Source organism: Mycobacterium sp. 1245805.9, assembly GCF_001672915.1.
In the GTDB taxonomy this organism is placed as follows: Bacteria; Actinomycetota; Actinomycetes; order Mycobacteriales; family Mycobacteriaceae; genus Mycobacterium.
This window is the reverse complement of record NZ_LZKR01000217.1, coordinates 1-23,867: the sequence shown is the minus strand read 5'-3', so window position 1 is coordinate 23,867 and position 23,867 is coordinate 1. Positions and strand designations below refer to the sequence as shown.

15 protein-coding genes and 1 pseudogene are annotated in these 23,867 nt (G+C 67.0%); 6 read left to right on the top strand and 10 right to left on the bottom strand.

Features of this window, described 5'->3' with window-relative positions:
- From glgX to A9X00_RS27815, 4 genes and pseudogenes are all read right to left on the bottom strand, one after another.
- Positions 1-2,223, bottom strand: coding sequence for a glycogen debranching protein GlgX (gene glgX, locus A9X00_RS27830; protein ID WP_067161278.1), 2,223 nt, complete (start codon positions 2,221-2,223; stop codon positions 1-3).
- Positions 2,224-2,259: 36 nt separating this feature from the next.
- Positions 2,260-4,366, bottom strand: a pseudogene (locus A9X00_RS27825) (acyltransferase family protein).
- A gap of 119 nt (positions 4,367-4,485) precedes the next feature.
- Positions 4,486-5,232 carry an NlpC/P60 family peptidoglycan-binding protein RipD gene (ripD, locus tag A9X00_RS27820; RefSeq protein WP_067161275.1) on the bottom strand — a complete coding sequence of 249 codons (747 nt, stop codon included), beginning with the start codon at positions 5,230-5,232 and terminating at the stop codon, positions 4,486-4,488.
- A gap of 308 nt (positions 5,233-5,540) precedes the next feature.
- Positions 5,541-5,987 (bottom strand): hypothetical protein, encoded by a 447-nt coding sequence (locus A9X00_RS27815; protein ID WP_067161272.1) that lies wholly within the window; start codon positions 5,985-5,987, stop codon positions 5,541-5,543.
- Positions 5,988-6,050: 63 nt separating this feature from the next.
- Between A9X00_RS27815 and A9X00_RS27810 the strand changes: the two genes are divergently transcribed.
- The 3 genes from A9X00_RS27810 (at position 6,051) to A9X00_RS27800 (ending at position 8,772) form a co-directional block, all read left to right on the top strand.
- Positions 6,051-7,388 carry an adenosylmethionine--8-amino-7-oxononanoate transaminase gene (locus tag A9X00_RS27810; protein WP_067161171.1) on the top strand — a complete coding sequence of 446 codons (1,338 nt, stop codon included), beginning with the start codon at positions 6,051-6,053 and terminating at the stop codon, positions 7,386-7,388.
- 68 nt (positions 7,389-7,456) lie between these two features.
- A complete protein-coding gene (locus A9X00_RS27805) occupies positions 7,457-7,924 on the top strand; it encodes a hypothetical protein (protein ID WP_232006964.1) in 468 nt (155 codons plus the stop codon).
- 311 nt (positions 7,925-8,235) lie between these two features.
- A complete protein-coding gene (locus A9X00_RS27800) occupies positions 8,236-8,772 on the top strand; it encodes a PE family protein (protein WP_067161165.1) in 537 nt (178 codons plus the stop codon).
- A 24-nt stretch (positions 8,773-8,796) separates the two neighbouring features.
- Here the strand turns inward: A9X00_RS27800 and A9X00_RS27795 are convergent, their stop codons facing one another.
- The 4 genes from A9X00_RS27795 to A9X00_RS27780 form a co-directional block, all read right to left on the bottom strand.
- Positions 8,797-11,712 carry an RND family transporter gene (locus tag A9X00_RS27795; RefSeq protein WP_067161162.1) on the bottom strand — a complete coding sequence of 972 codons (2,916 nt, stop codon included), beginning with the start codon at positions 11,710-11,712 and terminating at the stop codon, positions 8,797-8,799.
- Positions 11,713-11,856: 144 nt separating this feature from the next.
- Positions 11,857-14,727, bottom strand: coding sequence for an RND family transporter (locus A9X00_RS27790; RefSeq protein ID WP_067161160.1), 2,871 nt, complete (start codon positions 14,725-14,727; stop codon positions 11,857-11,859).
- A complete protein-coding gene (locus tag A9X00_RS27785) occupies positions 14,724-15,140 on the bottom strand; it encodes an MmpS family protein (protein WP_067161270.1) in 417 nt (138 codons plus the stop codon). The genes A9X00_RS27790 and A9X00_RS27785 overlap by 4 nt, the downstream gene beginning before the upstream one ends.
- A gap of 277 nt (positions 15,141-15,417) precedes the next feature.
- Positions 15,418-16,818: a hypothetical protein gene (locus tag A9X00_RS27780; protein ID WP_067161157.1), complete on the bottom strand. Its 1,401-nt coding sequence runs from the start codon at positions 16,816-16,818 to the stop codon at positions 15,418-15,420.
- A 341-nt stretch (positions 16,819-17,159) separates the two neighbouring features.
- On the opposite strand from A9X00_RS27780, the gene A9X00_RS27775 reads away from it, so the two are divergent.
- On the top strand, positions 17,160-18,428 hold the full coding sequence (locus tag A9X00_RS27775; protein ID WP_067161154.1) for a glycosyltransferase: 1,269 nt from the start codon (positions 17,160-17,162) through the stop codon (positions 18,426-18,428).
- A gap of 1 nt (position 18,429) precedes the next feature.
- Here the strand turns inward: A9X00_RS27775 and A9X00_RS27770 are convergent, their stop codons facing one another.
- Together A9X00_RS27770 and A9X00_RS27765 are read right to left on the bottom strand one after the other, a co-directional pair.
- Positions 18,430-20,112, bottom strand: coding sequence for a GMC oxidoreductase (locus A9X00_RS27770; RefSeq protein WP_067161268.1), 1,683 nt, complete (start codon positions 20,110-20,112; stop codon positions 18,430-18,432).
- 131 nt (positions 20,113-20,243) lie between these two features.
- The gene (locus tag A9X00_RS27765) at positions 20,244-21,455 is read right to left on the bottom strand and encodes a glycosyltransferase family 4 protein (RefSeq protein ID WP_067161151.1); all 1,212 of its coding nucleotides are present in this window, start codon (positions 21,453-21,455) and stop codon (positions 20,244-20,246) included.
- Positions 21,456-21,536: 81 nt separating this feature from the next.
- On the opposite strand from A9X00_RS27765, the gene A9X00_RS27760 reads away from it, so the two are divergent.
- Positions 21,537-22,532: a Gfo/Idh/MocA family protein gene (locus A9X00_RS27760; RefSeq protein WP_067161147.1), complete on the top strand. Its 996-nt coding sequence runs from the start codon at positions 21,537-21,539 to the stop codon at positions 22,530-22,532.
- 257 nt (positions 22,533-22,789) lie between these two features.
- Positions 22,790-23,867, top strand: a 1,078-nt coding sequence (locus tag A9X00_RS27755; RefSeq protein ID WP_232006963.1) for a PE family protein, incomplete at its 3' end; no start/stop codon positions are given.

Genomic DNA, 23,867 nt, shown 5'->3' with positions numbered 1-23,867 from the left:
TCACAAGGTCTTACGAAGGATCAGCAGCGAACGTGAGGGCAGCGGGACCTTCTCCTCGGCGCTGACCACCTGGTCCGCCTCACCGGCGGGATGATTGGTGTCCAGCTCCACGGTCCACTCCTGGGCGTAGTCGTCGGGCGGCATCACGAACTCGACCTCGTCCTCACCGGCGTTGAAGCACAACAGGAACGAGTCGTCGACCACCCGCTCGCCTCGCGCGTTCGGCGCGGTGATGGCGTCGCCGTTGAGGAACACCGCGACACACTTGTGGATGCTCTCGCCCCAGTCCTCGTGCGTCATCTCGCGGCTGCTCGGATTCAGCCAGGCGATGTCGCGGACCTCGTCGCCGCTTCGGATCGGCTCGCCCTCGAAGAACCGGCGCCGGCGAAACACCGGATGGTTCTTGCGCAGGGTGGTCACCTTGCGCGCGAACGCCAGCAGGTCGGCGTTCTTTTCGACCAATGACCAGTCCATCCAGGACAATTCGGAGTCCTGGCAGTAGACGTTGTTGTTGCCGTTCTGGGTGCGGCCGAACTCGTCGCCGTGCGCGATCATCGGCGTGCCCTGGCTGACCAGCAGCGTCGCCCAGAAGTTGCGCATCTGGCGGGCGCGCAGTGCCAGGATGTCGGGGTCGTCGGTGGGGCCCTCGACGCCGCAGTTCCACGACCGGTTGTGGCTTTCGCCGTCGCGGTTGTCCTCGCCGTTGGCCATGTTGTGCTTCTCGTTGTAGGAAACCAGGTCGTGCAGCGTGAACCCGTCGTGGGCGGTGACGAAGTTGATGCTGGCGCTGGGGCGCCGGCCGGTCACCTCATAGAGGTCCGACGACCCGGTCAGCCGGGAGGCGAACTCGCCCAGGGTCGCGGGCTCCCCCCGCCAGTAGTCGCGCACAGTATCGCGATACTTCCCGTTCCACTCCGTCCACAAACCCGGGAAGTTTCCCACCTGGTAGCCGCCCTCGCCGACGTCCCACGGCTCGGCGATCAATTTGACCTGGCTGACGATCGGATCCTGCTGCACCAGGTCGAAAAACGCGCTCAGCCGGTCGACGTCGTGCAGCTCGCGGGCCAGCGTGGCGGCCAGGTCGAAGCGGAACCCGTCGACGTGCATCTCGAGCACCCAGTAACGCAGCGAGTCCATGATCAGCTGCAGCACGTGCGGGTGGCGGGGGTTGAGGCTGTTGCCGGTGCCGGTGTAGTCCTTGTACAACCGCAGGTCCGTGTCGACGAGCCGGTAATAGGCCGCGTTGTCGATGCCGCGGAAGTTGATCGTCGGACCGAGGTGATTGCCCTCGGCGGTGTGGTTGTACACCACGTCGAGGATGACCTCGATGCCCGCCTCGTGGAAACTGCGCACCATCGATTTGAACTCGGCGACGCTGGCCGTGCGGTTGGCCGCGTACTGGTTGTGCGGGGCGAAAAAGCCAAAGGTGTTGTAGCCCCAGTAGTTTCGCAGCCCGAGGTCCAGCAGTCGCGAGTCATGCATGAACTGGTGAACGGGCATCAGCTCGATGGCGGTGACGTTGAGCGACTTCAGGTGGTCGATGACCACCGGGTGGGCAAGCCCGGCGTAGGTGCCGCGAAGCTGCTCGGGGATGCCCGGATGGGTCTGCGTCATGCCCTTGACGTGGGCCTCGTAGATGACGGTCTCGTGGTACGGGGTGAGCGGGGCCCGGTCGGAGCCCCAGTCGAAGAACGGGTTGCTCACCACGCTGGTCATGGTGTGGCCGAGCGAGTCCACCATGGGCGGAGTCCCGGGGTCGAGCCCGTCGGCGTTCGGGCCGTCCGGGTCGACCGCCTTGAGGTCGTAGGAGAACAGCGCCTGGCCGAAGTCGAAATCGCCGTGGAAGGCCTTGCCGTACGGGTCCAACAGCAGCTTGCTGGGGTCACACCGGTGCCCGGCCGCCGGGTCGAAGGGGCCGTGGACCCGAAAGCCGTAACGCTGACCCGGGACGATGTTGGGCAGGTAGGCGTGCCAGACGAATCCGTCGACCTCATCCAGCGGGATGCGCGATTCGCTCCCGGCGTCGTCGATCAGACACAACTCGACCTTGTCGGCGATCTCGGAGAACAGCGAAAAGTTGGTGCCCGCGCCGTCATAGGAGGCGCCGAGCGGATAGGGGTTTCCCGGCCAAACCGTGGCCAGTCTGGGCTGGGTGCTGCCGGCATCCTGCGCGGCGGCGCCTTTCGCAACGCCCTTCCCCGAGGCTGGGTTGTTCGTTGGCATCATCCGACCTTATCCGCGCCCGCGTGCGGCGGCCTGTCACCACCAACCGGTGCTGGCCCCGATCTGGCGGCCCAGCTCGTTGCTCATGCTCCGCACGTAGGTGGGCGACAGGTGGTGCGCACCGTGGTAGATCAGCACGTTTCCCTCGACGGGGCGGCAGACGTCGGCGCGGCAGATCGCGTCCGACATGTCGAGGACCTTCAGCAACGGAAATTGTGTGACGAAGTCGAGCGTCTGGTTGCGATCGGCCAGCACGTCGGAGCGCTTGACCGCGCACGACTCGGGGCTGCCGCCCTTCTTCGCCAGGCAGTCCGCGGGGTCGAACGGCTTGCCGTTCTTGACCAGCCACGGGGTGTCTCGCATGCCGAGGATGGGAATGTTGTTGTCCGACAACGTTTGCCAGATGCCGATATAGGTCGCCGGCATCACGTCGCCGCTCTTGATGTTCCACGGACGGGTCGTCGTGGTGAACACGTAGTCGGGCCGGTCGGTGACCAGCTTGGCCATTGTCCGCTGGACCCACTCGCGGCACTGCATGTACGGGGCGTTGTTGCCCATGATCAGCGGGACTTCCTCGGTGGACAACGGGCAGCCCATCTTCAGGTAGGTGACCACCTTGAAGTGGTGCTGCTGGCCGAGCAGGTCGAGCGCGGGCAGCCAGTGCTCCGCGTGCGACCCGCCGGCCAGCGCGATGCTGCGGGTGGCCGCGACGTCGCCGTAGGTGCAGTTGACCAGCGCGGGGTTGACGAAGTCACTGATGCAGCCGTCCCGGGTCGAGATCGGCAGGTCGTCCTTGACCTCCAGCACGCTGGGCCGCATCGGCAGCGCCGGGACCCGCACGTGCTCGGTGAGGGCCCGCGCGCCCGGGTAGTCCTGCGGGTTGAGGACGCTGAGCTCCTTGCCCGCGGCGCGCAACACCGTGACGTGCTGACGCCAGGTGAACGACGTCGCGGTGAGCGTGACGGCGAGCAGCACCACCATCGACCCCAGCGCCATCGTCGGTCTGCGCAGGCGCGGCGACCAGGGGAGCGCGGGGGTCTTCGACCAGCCGGGTGGTCAGGTAGGCCAGCACCCCGGAGACCAGCAGCACCGCCGCGCCGTCGACGAAGCCGGCGTGGCGGTGGCCGCTGTAGGACAGCCAGAAGATGAGCAGCGGCCAGTGCCACAGGTACAGCGAGTAGGCCATCGCGCCCAGCGCCACCAGCGGCCCCGCCGCCAGCATCCGGTTCGGCAGCGGCAGCCGATCGCCGGCGCCGGCCGGCAGGTTGGCCCCGGCCAGGATCATCAGCATGGTGGCCCCGACGGGGACCAGCGCCCACGGGCCGGGAAATTCCTTGACGCCGTCGATCAGGGCCCCGCACGACACGATCGCCGCCAGCGCGGCGGCGGCGAGGGCGGTGCGCAGCCACATCGGCCAGCGCACGTGGGGCACGACGGCGCCGACGAGCGCGCCCAGCAGCAACTCCCAGGCCCGCGCGAAGCTGTTGTAGTAGGCGAGCGCCTGGTTGTCCTGATGGGCGATGGCGGCGTAGATGAACGAGGCCACCGTCAGCGCGCCGAGCAGCACCAGGAACACCGTGCGCAGGTGCGCCGCGAGCGGACGGCGCAGCAGGACGGCGCACCCGGCGACCAGCAGCAGGAAGGCGACGTAGAACTGGCCCTGTACCGACATGGACCAGATGTGCTGCAGCGGGGTGACGGCCTCGCCCGCCCGCAGGTAGTCCGCCGCGGAGTTGGCCAGCTCCCAGTTCTGGTAGTAGCCGAGGCTGGCCAGGCTCTGGTCGGCGAACGTCTCCCAGCGGGTTTCGGGCTGCACCAGGACCGTCAGCAGCCCGCAGCCAGCCAGGACCACCACCAGGGCGGGAAGCAGCCGGCGGACCAGCCGGACCACCTCGGCCGCCGGCGACAGCGCGAGGTCCGGGTTGAGGGCGGTGCGCAGGATCTTCCCGCCGAAGAAGAACCCGGACAGCGCGAGAAAGACGTCGACGCCGCCCGACACCCGCCCGAACCAGACGTGGAACGCGGCGACGAGCGCGATCGCGATGCCGCGCAGGCCGTCGAGGTCGTAGCGGTAGAACCCGGTCGCGCGCGCCGGCACCGGTGCGGCGGCAACCGGTGGACGGGGCGGCGACAGGGTCTGCATGGTCAACCGCCAACTTATCCGAAAACCGCCACCCGCTCCTGACGGCCGGCCTGGCGGCGAGCCTGCTCAAGGGAGCAAGTGGCGGGTGTTCGGCGGGGCGAAACGGCCCCGGCTGACGGCTACCGCGTGATGCCGTAGGGCGACTGCTGCACCGGCGCCTGCTGCGGCTGCTGCAGCAGGGGCAGCTGCTGCACCGGAGCCTGCTGCACCGGCGCCTGCTGCAGCGGTGCCTGCTGGGTCGGGACCTGCTGCACCGGCGCCTGTTGCAGTGGCGGCTGCTGGGTCGGGACCTGCTGGACCGGCGCTTGCTGCAGTGGCGCCTGTTGGGTGGGCACCTGCTGCAGCGGAGCCTGCTGGAACGGGGTCTGCTGGACGCCGAGAACCCGGACCAGGTACGGAGTCATCCCGTTGGCACGCACCGGCGACACCTGGACCACGTCGCCCACCTCGAGCATCTGGTTGTTGCCGAGGTACATCGCGACGCTCTGGGTGCCCTCGGGACCGTAGAAGATCAGGTCACCGCGTTGTGCCTGCTGCGGCAGCACCTTCTGGCCCAGCCGGTACATCTCACCGGAGGAACGCGGCAGCTTGATGCCCGCGCCGGCGTAGGCGTACTGCATCAGGCCCGAGGCGTCGAAACCGACGGTCATGGCCCCGGTGCCCTTGCCGCGAGTGGGGCCGGTGACGCCGCCGCCCGCCCAGGAAAACGGCACGCCGCGCTGCGAAAGACCGCGCATGACGACGATGTCGGTGGCCTGCTGGTAGTCCATCGGCCGGGTGCCGGGGTCGGCGGTCGCGATGCTGGCGGTGGCCAACGGGGCCACCAGCATCGCGAGACCGACCGCGAAAGCGAACATGCGTTTCATGGTGTTCCCACCTTCTTGGGTCATGGGCCTCGTCGCGGTGACTTCGCGCGTCGGCCGCTAGTGCAGGCGGAGAAGGCCCCCCCGTCGGGGCCCGACGCCGCTGCATGACGCTTGGCGATGAACCCGGCCGGCTCGCCGCCCAGTTTCACACCAGTCACTAGAGACACTTTTACAACAGAAGTGGTCGGCGGAAAATGCCTGGTCGGCCGTACGAGGGATTTTTTGTCGTAACGTGACCGGACGGTGACTGGCCGTCCCAATTGTGGGTGCCCAGTTGTGATTTGGGTCTCAGCCGGGCGCCCGCGCCGTCAGAGCCAGTAGCGCTCGCTGAAGGTGGTCAGGATGAAGCCGGCCGCGGAGGCGACCATGAGCAGGACGAGAGCCAGGACCGGCCAGAAGGACATGTACCAGCCCTTCAGGAGCGAAACGAACGGGCCGATTCCGGCCGCGGCGATCGCCGCGCCGATGCCGCCCCACACCACCGGGTGAATGTAGTAGTCGATCCCGAACGGGACCGGACCGCAGTCCTCGCCCTGGCAGACCTTCCCGAGGTAGCCGAAGAGCCGCGCCGGCCAGTCGGTCGCCGTGGCCAGGACCAACAGCAGCACCAGCAGCGTGACCGTACAGATGACGTCCCAGGCCGCGATCCGCAGGCGAAGCACCCGCGGCGCCTGGTGGTCGGGGCGCTCGGGCGCCGGCGCGGCGGCGATCTGGTCCCCCGGGTTGGGGTCGTCGGTCTGGTGCGGCGAAGCCATGGCCATAGATGGTCCCCGATGGCCGCGAATTGTGCGAACCGGCTGCCTCTACGCTCGATCTCTATGCCTGCGGCGAGGACCGGGCTCACGCCCGAGGAGATCAGCGCGATCGACGCGGCGCACCTGTGGCACCCCTACAGCACCATCGGCCGGGAAGCGGTGGCGCCCGTCGTGGCTGTCGGCGCGCGAGGCGCCTGGCTGACGCTGATCCGCGACGGCGAGCCCATCGAGGCGCTCGACGCGATGAGCTCGTGGTGGACCGCGATCCACGGGCACGGCCACCCCGACCTGGACGCCGCGCTGGCCGCGCAGCTGGCCACCATGAACCACGTCATGTTCGGCGGGCTGACCCACGAGCCCGCGGCCCGGCTGGCGCGGCTGCTGGTGGAGATCACGCCGGCGGGCTTGGAGACGGTCTTCTTCAGCGACTCCGGGTCGGTGTCGGTGGAGGTCGCGGTCAAGATGGCGCTGCAGTACTGGCGCAGCCGCGGCCGGCCCACCAAGCACCGGCTGATGACATGGCGGGGCGGCTACCACGGCGACACCTTCACCCCGATGAGCATCTGTGACCCCGACGGCGGCATGCACTCGCTGTGGACCGACATCCTGGCCCGGCAGGTGTTCGCCCCGCAGGTGCCGCGCGACTACGACCCCGCCTACAGCGCGGCGTTCGAGGCCCAACTGGCCCAACACGCCCCCGAACTGGCGGCCGTCGTCGTGGAACCCGTCGTGCAGGGGGCGGGCGGGATGCGCTTCCACGACCCGGCCTACCTGCGGGACCTGCGCGAGGCCTGCAGCAAGCACGAGGTGCTGCTGATCTTCGACGAGATCGCGACCGGCTTCGGGCGCACCGGTGAGCTGTTCGCCGCCGACCACGCCGGGGTGAGCCCGGACATCATGTGCGTGGGCAAGGCGCTGACCGGCGGGTACCTCAGCCTGGCCGCCACCCTGTGCAGCACCGACATCGCGCACACCATCAGCGCGGGGGAGGCCGGCGCGCTGATGCACGGGCCCACGTTCATGGCTAACCCGCTGGCCTGCGCGGTGTCGGTGGCCAGCGTCGAGCTGCTGCTCGCCCAGGACTGGCGGTCCAGGGTGGGCGAGATATCCGCGGGGCTGGTGGACGGGCTGCGACCGGCCCGGGCGCTGCCCGGCGTGGCCGACGTGCGGGTGTGCGGCGCCATCGGAGTCATCGAATGCGACCGGCCGGTCGACCTGGCCGTCGCCACCCCGGCGGCGCTGGACCACGGCGTGTGGCTGCGCCCGTTCCGGAACCTGATCTACGCGATGCCGCCGTACGTCTGCTCCGGCCGGGAGATCGCGCAGATCACGTCGGCGATGGTCGAGGTTGCGCGCCTGGTCGGCCGAAACGGCCAAGGTCGCTCAGCAAATTCTCAGTAGATTCTTCGATGCCGGTTAGCTCGGCTCAAAGGGTCCTCAAAGTCGCTGGCCGCAGGATCTACCTCATGATGAGTCAGTCGCTCTGCGCCAAGTTGATCGAACGCTACGTACGCACCTGCGGGCTGCAGTTCCTCAAGGGCGAGCACGACGGCGAATACTTCTGTGTCGCCAACGCCGACGCCAGGCGGCTGCACATCCACCTCGAGATCGCACCGTCGTTCGGCGACATGCTGGTCATCGGGGTCGCTCCCGCGGGCTCCTTCCGCGCCGCCGACCGCCCCTGGCTCACCCGGTTAGCCGACACGTGGAACAAGCAGAACCGCAAAGTCACCGCGATCGTGCACGGTTGCGCCGATCCGCAACGTGTCGGCCTGGTCGCCCGCAGGTCCCGGTGGATCCAGGAGAGCATCTCCTTCGAGGATTTCGCTTCGTTCGTCGACCGCACCATCGCCGACGCCGTCGATCTGTTTGCTGAGGCGACGGTGGTCGTCGAGTTGTCCGCGACGGCGCAGCCGATGTTGCGCGACGCCAGCTGAGATCCTGACGCTCCCGAGTCCATGCCGCCGCAATTCCGCCGGCGGCGGGGCCGACCGTCGGCGATGAAGTAGCGGCTTATCGAAGCCGCCCGGGACGGTTTCCGGAGTGACTCCAACCGCGCGGGCTGGCGGGGTGTAGGTATGCGGCGGCCCCGAGGAGGGCCCCAAAACATGCGGAAAGTTTTATTTCTTGGCGATCACTGGAACCTGCCCCGCGCCGTTGTACTTGTGTGTAATCTCCGTGACGGGCGTCACCCAGCCATGCTTCTTGCTTCACCGCTGGGTCGCCGGTGACCGGCTGGAGGATAGATATGTCGTATGTGATGGCGACACCGGAGTTGATGGCGGCGGCGGCAAACGATGTGGCTGCTATCGGTTCGACGCTCCGTGCGGCACACCTGACGGCGGCGGCGCCGACCGTCGGGGTGATACCCGCCGCCGCCGACGAGGTGTCGGCGGCCGTCGCCCAGGTGTTCTCCCAGGCCGCCCAGAGCTTCCAGGGGCTGGTCGGGAAGGCGTCGGCGTTCGGCCAGCAATTCGCGCAGCAGTTGACGGCGGGCGGGGGCGCCTATGCGGCCGCCGAGGCCGTCAACGCCGCGTCCGTGGCCGCCGATTCGAACTCGATTATTCAAGAGCTCATCGACGCGCCGGCCGGGTTCCTCGCAGCGTTCAACAGCCTCTACAACAGCACGACGGGTGTGCTGAAATTCTTCTTGAGCTTCTTTGAGCTACCCGTGTATATCGCATACGAAGCACTGGTTTTGACGTATTTGACGCTGGCGGGATTGATCGCGTTGGAGCAAACCCTGGCGAAATTCCTTACCGGCGCACCGATTCCGATTCCGTAAACTGCGGGCACTATTGCCCGCGACCTAGACGGTCACCCGCGGGAGTTCGACCGTGGCCGCGTCGTCGTCGCGATGCTCGTCGTGCAGCAGCAGGGACCGCACCAGCCCGCGCGGCCCCTCGGAGCGAAGCATGTAGCTGGCGGGGCGCGGGCGGACCGTCTGGGGCCACCAGAACCACCGCCCGAGCAGCGCGGCGATCGACGGCGTCATGAACGAGCGCACGACCAACGTGTCGAACAACAGGCCCAGGCCGATAGTGGTACCCAGCTGGCCGATGACCAGCAAATCGCTGAAGATCATCGAGGCCATGGTGAAGGCGAACACCAGCCCGGCGTTCGTCACGACCTTCCCGGTGCCACCCATGGCGCGGATGATGCCGGTGTTTATGCCGGCGGCTATTTCCTCTTTCATCCGGGCCACCAGGAGCAAGTTGTAGTCGGATCCCACCGCCAGCAGGACGATCACCGACATCGGCAGCACCATCCAGTGCAGCTTGATGCCCAGAACGTACTGCCACACCAAAACCGACAGCCCGAACGATGCGCCCAAGGAAAGCACCACCGTCCCCACGATCACCAGGGCGGCCACAAAACTTCGCGTAAGCGCGAGCATGATGACGAAAATCAGGCACAGCGCACCGACGAGCGCGATCCACAGATCGTATTTCGAGCCGTCGTCGAAGTCCTTGTAGGTCGCCGCGGCGCCGGCAATGGAAATCTTGGCGCTCTCCAGCGGAGTCGTCTTGAGCGCCTCTTCGGCCGCCGTCCTGATCGGATCGATCCGCGCTATGCCCTCGGGCGTCGCGGGATCGCCTCGGTGCGAAATGATGAACCGGGCCGCTTTCCCGTCCGGGGACACGAAGGAACTCATCGCACGCTGGAAGTCGGCGTTTTGGAAGACATCCGGGGGCAGGAAGAAGGAGTCGTCGTTCTTGGCGGCGTCGAACGCCTGCCCCATGGTGGTTGCGTTCCGACTCGCCTCGTCCAGCTGACCGAAAAGCCCGGACGTGGTGCTGTGGTTCGTCAACAGCGTCACGCGCGTGGCCTCCGCGATCGCGATCAGTGGCGGCGTCAGCAGGAGCAGCTGCGCCGCCAGCTCGTCCGCCTTCTCCGCATCTTTGACGACCATGTGCAATCTGTCGCTGAGCGCGTCGACGCTGTCGAACAGCTGAAATATCGACCGCAACGCAAAGCAGATGGGGATGTCGTAGCAGTGCTTTTCCCAGTAGAAATAACTTCGAATCGGGCGGAAGAAGTCGTCGAAGTCCGCCACGTGGCCTTCCAGCTCGTCCACGATGGATTCCATCTCTTTCGCCACCCCGACCGTTTCGTGGGCGACGGCGGTGAGCTGCTTCTGCAATTCGTACAGGTGCTTCAATATCGCGATCTGTTTGGCGAGCGAGTCGGCCTCCGTGAGCATGTCGTTCATCCGGGCCTTCATGAATTGCATGTTCTGCATCAGGGACGAGTTTTGAAGGCTGATCAGGAACGGTATCGAGGTGTGCTCGATCGGCGTTCCCTCGGGGCGGGTTATGCCCTGCACGCGGGAAATCCCCGGAACCCGGAAAATCGCCTTGGCTATCTTGTGCAGCACCAGAAAGTCCGCCGGATTGCGCATATCGTGGTCGGCTTGGATCGTCAGAATGTCGGGCAACATTCGCGATTGCGAGAAATGGCGATCGGCGGCCGCAAACCCCAGATTGGCGGGAAGGTCTTTGGGTAGATAGGGCCGGTCGTCGTAGCTTGTTTGGTAGCCCGGAAGCGTCACCAGGCCGACCAGTGCGACCGCCAATGTCGTGACGAGAATGGGCGCGGGCCAGCGGACAATCGCGGTGCCGAACCCCCGCCATCGTTTTTGCGCCAGCTTGCGCTTGGGGTCACACAGCCCGAACCGGCTTCCCATGGTCAGAACCGCCGGGACCAGCGTGACCGCGACGGCGACCGCGACGAGCATGCCCACCGCACAGGGCACGCCGATCGTCTGGAAAATCGGCATCCGCGTGAAGCTCAGGCACAGCATTGCCCCGGCGATCGTCAAACCGGAACCCAGGACGACGGGAGCGACGCCGCGGTAGGTGGTGTAGTACGCGGTTTCGGGATCCTCGCCGGCCTGACGCGCCTCCTGATAACGACCGAAGAAGAAAATGCCGTAGTCGGTTCCGGCCGCCATCGACAGCGTCACCAGCAGATTGATGGCGAACGTCGAGAGCACGACCATGTTGTGATCGCCGAGAAACGCGATGATCCCTCGGGCCGAGCCGACTTCGACGCCCACCCCGATCACCACCAGGATCACGGTGGTGACCGACCGGTAGACCAGCAGCAGCACCACGAAGATGATCGCGCCGGCTATCAGCGTCATCTTCAGCAGCGAGTCGTTGCCGCTGCGCACCATGTCCGGGATGAGCGCCGCCGGGCCGGTGAGATGGGCCTCGACACCGGGCGGGGGCGGCGTCTGCTTGATGATCTGGCGGACCGCAGTCACGGATTCCTGCGCCAAGGTGGTGCCCTGATTGCCGGCCAGATTCAGCTGCACGTACGCGGCCTTGCCGTCGGCACTTTCCACGCCCGTCGCGGTGAGGCGATCTCCCCACAGGTCCTGCACGTGTTCGACGTGCCGGGGGTCGTTCCTCAACTGGCGGACCAGTTCCCGGTAGTAGGTGCGCGCGTCGTTGCCGAGCGGCTGCTGCCCCTCCAGCACGATCATCGCGAAGCTGTCCGAATCGGACTCCTTGAAGGCCTGGCCCATGCTCGTCATGGCCCGCACCGAGGGCGCGTCCTGCGGTGCCAGGGGTACCGAGTGCTCTTCGCCGACCCGCTCCAGGGGAGGCACCCCGAACGTCACCAGCGCCGTCAAGGCCACCCACGCCAGGATGACGACGAGGGAAATCCGGCGGATCGTCCGCGCAAAGAACGGTGGCCGTTGGCCTTCGGTGCTCATGTGGCCTTCACCGCGCCGCCGGTGAACGCGCCCGGACCGGGCACGTCGACGCGGCAGCAGCTGCTTCCGCTATCGCCTTGTGCCACGGTGCTCCCCACGGTTGCCGGTCTTGTCCTGAACTGAAAATGCGCCACGTGATCGCCGCTATCTCAGCAGTAGGGCACGCACCAACGGACGGGGTCCAGCGGGCCGCAGCATGGTGCTCGCGGGCCGGGGGCGAACCTTTTGCGGCCACCAGAACCAGCGACCCAGCAGCGCGGCGATGGACGGCGTCATGAACGCGCGCACCACCAGCGTGTCGAACAGCAACCCCAGGCCGATCGTCGTGCCCACCTGACCGATGGTGCGCAGGTCGCTGACGAGCATGGAGCCCATGGTGAACGCGAACACCAGGCCCGCGTTCGTCACGACCTTGCCGGTGCCGCCCATGGCGCGAATGATGCCGGTGTTTATGCCCGCGCCGATTTCCTCTTTCATCCGGGCCACCAGCAGCAAGTTATAGTCGGAGCCCACCGCCAAAAGGACGATCACCGACATCACCAGCACTGACCAATGTATTTGTATGCCCAGCAAATTCTGCCAGGCGAATACGGAGAGCCCGAAGGAAGCGCCGAGCGACAGCAATACCGTGCCGACGATGACCAGGGCGGCGATGAAACTCCGCGTCATGATCAGCATGACGATGAAAATCAGGCAGAGCGCGGCGATTCCCGCGATCATGAGGTCGATTGTCGATGCCCGCACCTGGTCGCGCACCGACGCCGCCGTGCCGGAGAGGTAAATCTTCGAGTCTTCCAGCGGGGTTCCCTTGAGCGCCTCCTCGGCGGCGCTCTTGATCGCGTCCACCCGCGACAGGCCGTCGGACGACGACGGGTCGCCCTTCTGCAGGATCAGCATGCGGACGTCCTTGCCGTCCGGCGACACGAAGATGTTCATGATTCGCTGGAAGTCTTTGTTCTTCAACGTTTCCGGCGGCAAGTAGAAGGAATCGTCGTTCTGCGCGGTGTCGAACGCCCTGCCCATGGCGGTCGAGTTGTTGCTGTTGTCGCCCATGTTGCCGAGGACGCCGGACATGGTGCTGTGCATGGTGAGCAGCATGGTCCGCGACTCCTGCATGATCGCGATCGTCTGCGGTAGCTGGGCCAGGATCTGCGGCAGCAGCGCGTCGACCTGATCGAGGTCTGCCACCAGCAGGATCAGCTTGTCGCTCACCGCGTCGACGCCGTCGAGCGAATCAAAGATGCTTCTGATCGCGAAGCAAATCGGAATGTCGTAACAGTGCTTTTCCCAATAGAAGTAACTGCGGAGCGGCCTGAAGAAATCTTCGAAATCGGCGATGTGATCCCGCAACTCGCTGGTGAGGGCCTGCATTTCGTGCGTGTTGGCGACCACGTCATGCGTGGTGGCGACCAATTGCTTCATCACCTCATACATGCGCTGCGTAACGTTGATCGCCTCGGTTATCAGGTCGGCCTGCTTGAGCAGGTCGTTCATGCGCGCCCTCTGGAATGTGAGGAATTGCTGCTGGCCGGCCGCCTGCATGCTGAGCAAATACGGGATCGTCGTGTGCTTGATCGGGGTTCCCTCGGGCCGGGTCACGGCCTGCACCGACGAAATGCCGGGCACGGCGAGGACGGCCTTGGCCAGTTTGTCCAGCACCAGAAAATCGGCCGAATCGCGCAGGTCGTGATTGGCCTCGACCAACAGAATTTCGGGTGCCATCATTGCCGACGGGGGGAAATGCCGGGCCGCGGCCTCGTAGCCCAAATTGCCGGGAATGTCCTTGGGGATGAATTTCTGGTCGTTGTAGCTGGGGTTGTAGCCCGGCAGCGTCAGCAGCCCGATCAGCGTGACCGCCAACGCCGCCGCGAGAATGGGCGCGGGCCATCGGACGATCGCCGTGCCCACCCGTCGCCACACGCGGAAGCTGATTTTCCGTTTGGGTTCGAACAAACCGAAACGGCTGCCGACCGTGAGGACCGCCGGGATCAGCGTGACCGCGACCGCGACGGCGACCAGCACGGCCACCGCGCACGGGACGGCGAGTACATAGAAGGAGGGCAGCCGGGTGAAGACCAGGCAGTAAAGCGCCCCGGCGATCGTCAAACCCGAGGCCACGACGACCTTGGCGACCCCGTGGTAGGTGGTGTAAAAAGCCGTTTCTCGGTCGTCGCCGGCCTGACGGGCCTCCTGATACCGGCCGATAAAAAATATCCCGTAGTCGGTTCCGGCCGCGATCACGAGGGATACCAGCAGGTTGACCGCGAGGGTGCTCAGCCCGATGATTCCGTGATAGCCAATAAAAGCGACAATTCCGCGGGCAACCATTAATTCGATGCCCACCACCACCAACAAAAGAACCACGGTGATGACCGAACGATAGACGATAAGCAGCGTAAAGAAGATCACCGCAATGCTTACCAGAGTAATTGTGGCGACCGTTCTGTCACCACTGTGGCTCATATCCGAAACGATCGCCGCCGGTCCGGTGACGAACGCTTTGACTCCCTGCGGCGCCGGCGTCCGTGCGACGATATGCTGAACGGCTTCGATCGACTCGTTGCCGGCAGAGATAATCACCAGAACATACGCGGCCTTACCATCGGCGCTTTGCGCCGCCTGCCTGGTTAATTCATCACCCCAGAAATCGTTGACATGTATCACATGCTTCGGGTCGTCTTTTAGCTGGGAAATCAACCGATCGTAATATCGGTGGGCGTCGTCGCCGAGGGGTTGCTGACCCTCCAACACGATGGTCGCGACACTCGTCGAACCCGATTGGCCGGATTGGTCGGCTGCCTTGAAGTCCTCATTCAGCCGCTGGGAGGCGGTGGCGGACGGCGCATCGGTGAGAGTCGGGGAAACCGAATGTTGGTTCTCGACCTGCTCCAGCGGGGGAACGAAAACATTCAACGCCGCGATGATCGCCAGCCACCCCAGGATGATCAGGACCGAAAAACGCCGGATCGTCCGCGCTATCGATGGCCGACGGTGCTGCAGCTGATGGTTGGTCATGAGCCCTTGAGCATGCAGGACGTAAAGGCGCTGACCTCGTTGGTGACCTTCTCGGATTTCACCACTCCGTCGAGGAGGATGCGGCAGCCGATGCTGTCGGTATCACCCTGCGCCGCAACGCTTCCGATGCCCGTCGCCGCGGTGACCGCGAACTCCAGCGACCACGGCAGGGTGGCGGCGTCGACGTGCTGGGGCGAACCGGTGTCGTCGTAATAGCTGATCAGTGCCACGGTCCCCGGGGGGCCGAAGACCTCGTACCTCAGGTGCTGGGGATTGTAGGGTTTGTTGTCGACTCTGGTGTCGGCATACGAGAGGCGCTTCTCGGAGCCGAAGAGGCCGTGCAGGCGCGACACGGTGAATCCTCCGACGGCGATCACCATCAGGATGACCAGCGGGATCCAAAGCCGCCGCAGGCCCCGGAAGATCGCGGGCCCCGTGTTGCGGCGACTCTTTTTGGGTGCGCCTAAAACCGGGGGTGTCGACGGAGGCGGGCCGGCATCCTGACCGCTCTCGACGGCGATATCGGACCGCACCGGCTCAACATCGCGCACACTGCCCCAGACCACCGCACCACCCTAACCGACACGCGTCCAATTACGGATGCAAACCTAATGGAGTCCAACAGCGCCTGACCAGGATTTAAGGAACTTCTCAGCATGGCGTCCCGGGGCGGGCGCGGGGAGCGATTCCTTACTCGATCTCGCCGGTCAGGCCGAAGTCGGCCAGCGTGCGCGCGGCCAGTTCGCGCAGGGCGGGCTTGGTGTTCTCGGCGCCCGGGTGATAGGCCACCACGGTCAGGTAAACCTTGCCGATCCCCGGCGTGCGGCACGACACCACCTGCATGTGGCCGCCCGTCCGCTCCAGCTGCTGGCGCGTTGCGTTTTGCCTGGTCCCGCGCGCCCAGGCGTGCTCGCATTGGGTGCCGTCGGCGCAGCTCACCACCGAACCGGCGTCGCCCAGATTGGAGTAGATCACCGGCATGTCGGGATCGTTGAGCTGCGCCTCGACACCCCGTTTCCACGTCCGCTTCGGGGTGAAGGGGGACAGGGCCGCCAATTGTGAAGATTCGTCCGGCGCGCTCTGCAGGGTCCTCAGCGCCTGCTTGATGGCGGCCCGGGTGTCGCGCAGATCGGTCGTCAGCCCGGCCGGGTCCAGGCTGACCCGGGCAAACGACACCGCGAGCGCGCGGGTGTCGCCCTCGGCGCGGTCGGTCATGACGATTTGTAGCGTCACGGCGCCGTCGGAGGCCCGCCGGCGCCCCAGGTGCTCCGCCAGTTTCGCGGCCACCACGGCGGCCAGCGTCGTGCTCGTTCCGCCGAGCGACTCTGCACGGGCATCCCATTGATCCAGGTCGACGAGGATCGCGATGCCCGGCACGATGACGGGGTCCGCGCCGTCGTCGACACGGCGGGCGAGGGGTTTCGGTTGGTCGGGTTCGCGGCGCTGACGGCGGATCAGTTGCGCCAACGCAACGAACGCCCGGGCAACGTCGGGTGCGTCTCGAGCCGTCTGGCGCAGGTCCTGAGCTGCCGCGCGCAGTCGGGTCCGCGAGCGCGGCGGCGGGTAGCCGAGATCGCGGTTGGCGCCCAGGATCGCATCGGCGACTGCGACGAGACCCCCGACGCCGTCAATTATGTAGTGGGAGATCACCCAGGTGACCGCGGTCGAGCCGTCGGTCAGGGGCAGGACGCTGATGTGCCAGCCGGGCCCCGCTTCGGGGTCGACCGGAACCTGTGAGCGTTCGTCGGCCCAGTCGCTGAGGTCGGAGCGGGGCCGGGCTTGGTCAGCGAAATGGATCTCCGACGGCCCCCGATCGACGACCCACCGATGCCGGCCGAACGGCAGCGGCGATCGCTCGATGAGCCGTCCGGACAAGCCGTAGCCGAGATTGTGGTGAAAGCGTTTCAGCCCGTCGAAGTCGATCGGATGCTCGTAGACCCACACGACCTGCATGACTTCGGTCTGGCCGATGGCGCGCTGTCCGGCGACGAATCCTTGGTCCACCAATGCCAGCAGATTGTCCGGCGGCGCCTCGCCGTCGGACGCGCGGTTGTTCGAGGATGCGCGCGCGCGGCGGATCCGGGTCGGCACTGATTAGCCTCCTATAACGGAAGATTCGCCCGTCACGCCTGGCGGGCGTTCGTGCGGTCGAACCGATTCATCACAGCAGATTAGCCTCGCGCGCATCCGAGCGGCCGAGCATTTGGCGAACACATATTTGTGTCCGGCGCAGCAAAGCCGGTGAAATGCAGTCTGCGGGAGGCCAAATCGCCGTCGTGGGCCGCCGCATCGGCGGGCTTTTCAAAACTTTCGGATTGGCGGTCGATAGCGCCGGCATCGGGGTTATGCTGCTGGGCGGCTGAGCTGGGCACCGGGTCTGCCGCTTTCATTTCGCTTCAATGCGCACGGGAAGTGAAGGACCAGGATCACGCATGAAATATGTGCTGGCGTTCTACGGAACCCGCGGCGATGTCGAGCCCGGCGTCGCCGTCGGGCGGGAGCTGCGCCGGCGCGGGCATGACGTGTGCATGGCGGTCCCGCCCGACCTGGTGGGTTTCGCCGAGGCGGCTGGGCTCACGGCGGTCGACTACGGGCCGGACATCCAGACGTGGCTGGAATCGACGCGCAACTTCTGGGCGTATTTCTTCCGGAACTTCTGGCGGATTCGGGAGGTGCGCGCCCATCTGCGTGAATCTCGGGAACCCGGCACGCGGCATTGGGCCGAGATGAGCAAGATGCTGACCTCGCTGACCGACGGCGCCGACCTGCTGTTGACCGGCATGAGTTACCAGGAGCTCGCCGCCAACGTCGCCGAGTATCGCGACATCCCGCTGGCCACGCTGCTTTGGTTCCCGATACGGGTCAACGGCCGCCTCGTTCCGACGCTGCCGCCCGCGGTCATCCGCGCGGCGATGAGGGTTTACGAGTGGCTGGTTTGGCGCGGGGTGAAAAAGGTCGAGGACACGCAGCGCCGCGAATTGGGCCTGCCCAAGGTCACCGGCCCCGCGCCGGGGCGGATCGCCGAGCGGGGATCGCTGGAGATCCAGGCGTATGACGAAGTGTGCTTCCCCGGGTTGGCGGCCGAATGGGCGAAATTCGACCGTCGGCGGCCGTTTGTCGGCACGCTGACGCTGGAATCGCCGACGGATGCCGACGATGAGGTCGCGTCGTGGATTGCCGAGGGGGCGCCGCCGATTTTCTTCGGGTTCGGCAGCATTCCGGTCGAGGCCGCCGCCGACACGATCGCCATGATCGGCAGGGCATGCGCGCGGTTGGGCGAACGGGCGCTGGTATGCGCCGCCGCCACCGATTTCGGCAACGTCCCCCATTTCGAACACGTCAAAGTGGTGGGCGCGATGAATTACGCGGCAATCTTTCCGGCCTGTCGCGCGGTCGTTCACCACGGCGGTGCGGGCACCACGGCCGCGGGCCTGCGCGCCGGAGTCCCGACGCTGATCCTGTGGATGGCGGACGTCCAGCTGATCTGGGGAGCCGCGGTGAAACGGCTCAAGGTCGGCACGGCCCGGCGCTTTTCGACCGCGACCGAGAAATCGTTGGTCGAGGACCTGCGGACCATCCTCGCCCCGCAATACGTCGCCCGCGCCCGCGAGGTCGCCACGCAGATGACCAAACCAGCCGAAAGCGTCGCGGCCGCGGCGAATTTCGTGGAAGACTTCGCCCGCCTCAACCGAGTTGGCTGAATCAGGCTCGCGCAGCGGCGGTTTCAGCGGCCGGTCCGGTGGCGAAATGCGCCTGGTTCACGTGTTCGGCCACCCGCAAGGCGTTGGCCGCCACCGTCAGGCTGGGGTTCAAGCCGGCGCTGGACGGGAAGAACGAGGCGTCGACGACGTAGAGGTTGTCCACTTCGTGCGCCCGGTTCTGGGGGTCGAGAACGCTGGTTGTGGGATCGGTGCCGAAGCGGCACGTGCCGCAGACGTGGCCCAGGGTCGAGTTGTTTGCGCCGGTTCGCAGTGTGAGGGTGCGAAACGGCCCTAACACCTCTTTTATCCGCCGAATGAACACCTTGCGGCGTTCGACCTCGCTCGGGTGCAACCGATATCGAAGTCGCAGCCGCTGGCGCCCATCCTCGCCGGGTCGATCACTCGGCAGGACGCGGTTATCCAGATACGGCAGGTCCTCCATGATCGGGGCCAGCACCAGACCCCCGTTGAAGAAGCGATCGTAGATCGGCCGCAGCGCCGGGCTGATCAGGCGCAGTGCCTTCGGCTGCCAGCCGGGCTGGTTGGTGAACATGTCCATGGACGCCAAATTCGCCATCGCGCCCGCCGACTGCACCGTGCCGTATTTCTGGCCGTCGGAGAAATAGAAGTCGTTGAACCCGATTTCCTTGTTCTCCGCCGTGATCTTGCAGCCGGGTTGCGGCCAGACCTCGATCCAATCCATCAGATGACGCATCAGGTTGCGCCCCACCACATCTGAGCCGTTGGCCAGGCCGCGCGGCCAGTCGCCGGAGCGGGAGTTGAGCAACAACAGCGGGGTGGCCAGCGCGCCGGCGCCCAGCACCACCACCTTGCCTCGCAGCGCCAGCATGTCGGAGCGGCGCTGGGCGATCACGTGCTGCACCCGGGTGCGGTCGGCCTCCAGGCGCACCACCCGGCACTCGTCGAGGAGGTGCGCCCCGTGCTCGGACACGGCGGGCAGCACGCCGTTGCGGCCCGCGTCGTTCTTGCAGGACCGCTCGCAGAGATGGGCCTGACAGGTCGGACAGCCCTGCGTGTAGTCGCAGGCCATCGGCAGGTGGTAGGGGTGCAGTCCGCGGCCGCTCAGATAGTCGACCAGCGGCTGGTTGTCGGCCGAAAATGGCGGGGCCGCAGGCAATCCGACGCCGGCGGCCTCGGGGCGCAGGGGGTCGGCGTCGCCGCGCACATTGAGGAGTCTTTCTGCCTCGGCGTACCACGGGCTGAGCTGGTCGTAGGTGATCGGCCACGCCTCGGGCACGGTGGAATCCCCGGGGTCGCGGAAGTTTTGCCGCGGGGTGAAGTCCTGGGCGAAGAACCGCTCGCAGACCATGCCGTACAGCGCCGAGGAGCCGCCGGTGCCGCTGCCGATGAACGGCACGAACCGCTTCGGGCGCCGCCCGCTGATGTCTTCGATCTCGTCGGTGGAGCGCCCGGCCCGGGCCAGGGCGTCGTAATAGGTTTCTGCCGAACGGGAGGCGCGCGGCTCGGCCAGTTCGGGCATGGCCGCGCGGATCGTTCCCGGCGTTCCCGGCAACGTCGAGCGGCCCTTTTCGACGAACAGCACCCGCCGGCCCGCGCGCGCCAGTGAATAGCCGAACATCCCGCCGCCCATGCCGGTGCCGACGACGATCACGTCCCACACCACGCGTTCGGCCTCGCGCGCACTCAATTCGCCGACAGCCAAATTCAACTCCTCAGCCGGTCATGGCTCAACGCTTGGCCCGGTCCCGGCGAAGCGAGATCGTAGCATCGCACATTACGGACGGGAGGGGTGAGAATCGCCCACTCGTCGGGCCGAGTTGCGCGCGGAGGCTTTCACGACAGGCCTAGGATGGTGGTGAATTCATCGTCGTGGCGGTCGCGTTGAAAGCGTGTTGTTTCCACGGCGCGAAGGGCGAGCTTACGGCGCAGGTGTTCGTCGGATTCCAGCGTCATCAGGTTGGCGGCGAGTGCGTTCGCGTCGCCGGCCGGGCTCAGCAGTCCGTTGACTCCCGGATCGACGATCTCTGGTGTGCCGCCCGCGTTCGTCCCGCACACCGGCAGTCCCGCTCGCATCGCCTCCACGGTCACTCGCCCGAACGCCTCGCATTGGCTGCACATCAGGCCGACGTGGGCGCCGGACCAGTAGGGTCCGACATCGCCGGTGCGCCCGTGGATGTCGACCAGGTCCTCGACGCCCAGGCGTCGGGCGAGCTCGCGAAGCGGCTTCTGGTTGCCGGCGCCGACCAGGGTCAACTCGATGTCGACGCCGGCCCCCCGGGCGATGGCCACCGCCTCGACCGCAATGCGTTGTCCCTTCGCTTCGGAGAAGTAACCGATCAACACCGCCCGCATGCGTTCGCCCGCCTGCCGCTCCGGCGGTGTGCCGAGCGGGGTGTCGACGACCGGGTAGACCACGTGCGTCGTCATCGTTGGATCCACCGCGAGCAGAGCGTTCTCGACCGCGTGCGAATTGCAGATCACCGCCTCCGACAGCCGGCCGATGAGGCGGATCGTTCTTCGGTAGCCCAACAGGAACCACAGCCGATGGTCGTCTTTTCCGAACTCGCGGACCAGCCAGTAATGCGGGATGCCGAGCAGTTTGGCGGCGATCGCGTGCGCGGGAATGACCATCGTGTTGGTGAGCACCATCGCCGGGCGCTGCCGGACAAGTAGGAACAGCGCCTGCAATATGCCGACGAGCAGAATCGCGAGGTACGGAATCGTGCCGATGAGCGCCTCGACGCGTGGCGCGCGCGACCGGACGAGAAAGGCCCAGCCGGGTATCCAGGTGATCTTGGTCCGGATATCGTTCCGCGCGCATTCCGCCACCAGGCTGCCCTTCCACGGGCAGACGGCGACGACGTCGACGTCGGGCCGCTTTTCGTGGATGGCCAGGACCATATCGCGAAAGTCGAGCGCACCCCCTCCGCCGAAACTGCCCACGTTGGAGATCACCATCACGCGGGGAACAGGGCCGGGCTTGCGTGACGCCGTGATCGCGCGAAGCCGAGTTCCCACGCGGCGCAAGGCATCGGCGGCGACCATTGCGAGAGTGTATGTCGGCGCGTTTTGGCGCTATCGACATCGGCCGAACTGACCCCCGGGTCGACTGCTAGCATCCCGTCCGTGTCAGGACGCGGCGCACCGGTGCGGATCGGCGTCCTGGGGGCGGCGCGCATCACGCCGACGGCGCTCATCAAACCCGCTCGGGACAGTGCCGAGGTCGTGGTGGCCGCGGTGGCCGCGCGCGACGTGTCCCGGGCGCGGGCCTTTGCCGCCAAGTACGGCATCGCCCGGGTGCACGACAGCTACGAAGCGCTGCTCGCCGATCCCGACGTCGACGCCGTCTACAACCCGCTGCCAATCGGCTTGCACGGCAGGTGGACTCGGGCGGCGCTTGACGCCGGTAAGCACGTGTTGTGCGAAAAGCCGTTCACCGCCAACGCCGCCGAGGCCCGCGAGGTCGCCGAGCTTGCCGCCAAGTCGGATCGGGTGGTGATGGAGGCATTTCACTACCGCTATCACCCGTGCGCGGCGCGCGTGGAGGAGATCATTGCCTCGGGGGAGCTGGGCAAGCTGGAGCGCGTCGAGGCCGACTGGTGCTTCTGGATGCCGAAGCTCTCCCACAACCGCTATAACTACGCCCTGGCCGGTGGCGCGCTGATGGACCTCGGCTGCTACGCCGTGGACATGGTGCGCAGGTACGGCGGCTCGACTCCGGAAGTCGTTGCGGCACAGGCGAAACTGCGCGGTTCCAACGTGGACCGAGCGATGACGGCCGAGCTGAGGTTTGCCGGCGGTCAGACCGGCCGGATCCACTGCTCGATGTGGTCGGCCGCCCCACCGCGGTTGACCGTGAAGGTGGTCGGCGACCGCGGCGAGCTGAGGCTCCACCCGCTGATCCCGTTCCAGCGGTTCTCGGTCCGGTCGGCCGCCGGAAAGCGGGTGGAGAACTTCACCGCCGGGCGCTCTACCTACGGGCATCAGCTTGACGCGTTCGGCGCGGCCGCGCTGCGCGGTGAACCGGTGAAGACGACCCCGGAAGAAGCGATCGAGAACATGACCGTCATCGACGCGATGTACCGCGCCGCCGGCCTTCCGCTCCGTCAACCCGCCGCTTGAGCCAACGGACCCCGCCAGGGAAGCAAACCTGACCCCTAGTCGCTCCTGTCGCATCAGTCACACAACGAGAGCACTGCCCTGCTGCGGGGGTCCGGGGTATGCAAATCACACCCGATTCAAACTTTCGGAATCGGATTCCAAACCGTATTAGACACGCGTAACCTACGCCTAAAATCACCCGCGTCCCGTAGCCGTCCCGTCCCCACCGAGGGGGAACCGAACCCGTGTCTTCCTATGTGATCGCAACATCGGGAGCTTTGGCATCCGCGTCGGCGGATTTGGCCGGGATCGGGCGGACGATCGGCGCGGCCTACGCCGCGGCAGCGCCCTCGACGACGTCGGTGGTGGCCGCGGCCCAGGACGAGGTGTCCGCGGTAATCGCGAAATTGTTCGGCGCCTATGCGCAGGAACAGCAGGCGCTGAGTGCGCAGGCGGAGGCGTTTCACGCCGGCTTCGTGCAGGCGCTGAACGGCGCGGCGGGCGCCTACGCGGCCGCGGAGGCCGCCAATGCTTCACCGCTGGATTCCGCGCTGGCCGCGATCAATGGGCCGGTCCAGGCCCTGACGGGCCGTCCGCTGATCGGCGACGGCGCCGACGCCACCACGCCGGGCGCCAACGGCGGCGACGGCGGGATCTTGTGGGGCAACGGCGGCAACGGCGCCGCCGGGGCGGCGGGCACCGGGCAAAGCGGCGGTAACGGCGGATCGGCGGGCTTCTTCGGCCACGGCGGGAACGGCGGGGCCGGGGCGTCGGCTACCGCGGCCGGTGTGAACGGGGGCAACGGCGGGGCCGGCGGTAGGAACGGACTGTTCGGCGGCGGGCCCGCCGGGAACGGCGGCAACGGCGGGGCCGGCGGCTCGGCCACGATGGCGGGCCAGCAGGGTGGTGCCGGCGGCGCCGGCGGGGCCGGCGGCGCGAGCGAGTCCCTGTTCGGCGGATCCGGCGGCAACGGCGGTGCCGGAGGTCAGGGCGGGTACAGCACCGCCGGCGCCACCGGCGCCCCCGGCCAGCCGGGCTCGAGTTACGCCGGCGGTTCCGGCGGTGCGGGTGGCGCCGGCGGCAGCGCCGTCGGCTTCTTGAGCACCGGCGGGCACGGCGGTCAGGGCGGATCCGGCGGCAACGGCGGTTCCGGCGGTGCGGGCGGGATGGGCGACTTCAGCGTCGGGGAGGGCGGCGGCACCGGCGGCGCGGGCGGCGCGGGCGGGCTCGGCGGTGCGGCCGGAGCGGGTGGCGCCGGCGGCCCCGCCGGCCTCTTCGGCCCCCCGGGTGCCGGCGGACCCGCCGGGCCCCCCGGTGCGTCCGGCGCCGGGGCCGGCGGTCCCGCCGTGCCCGGTG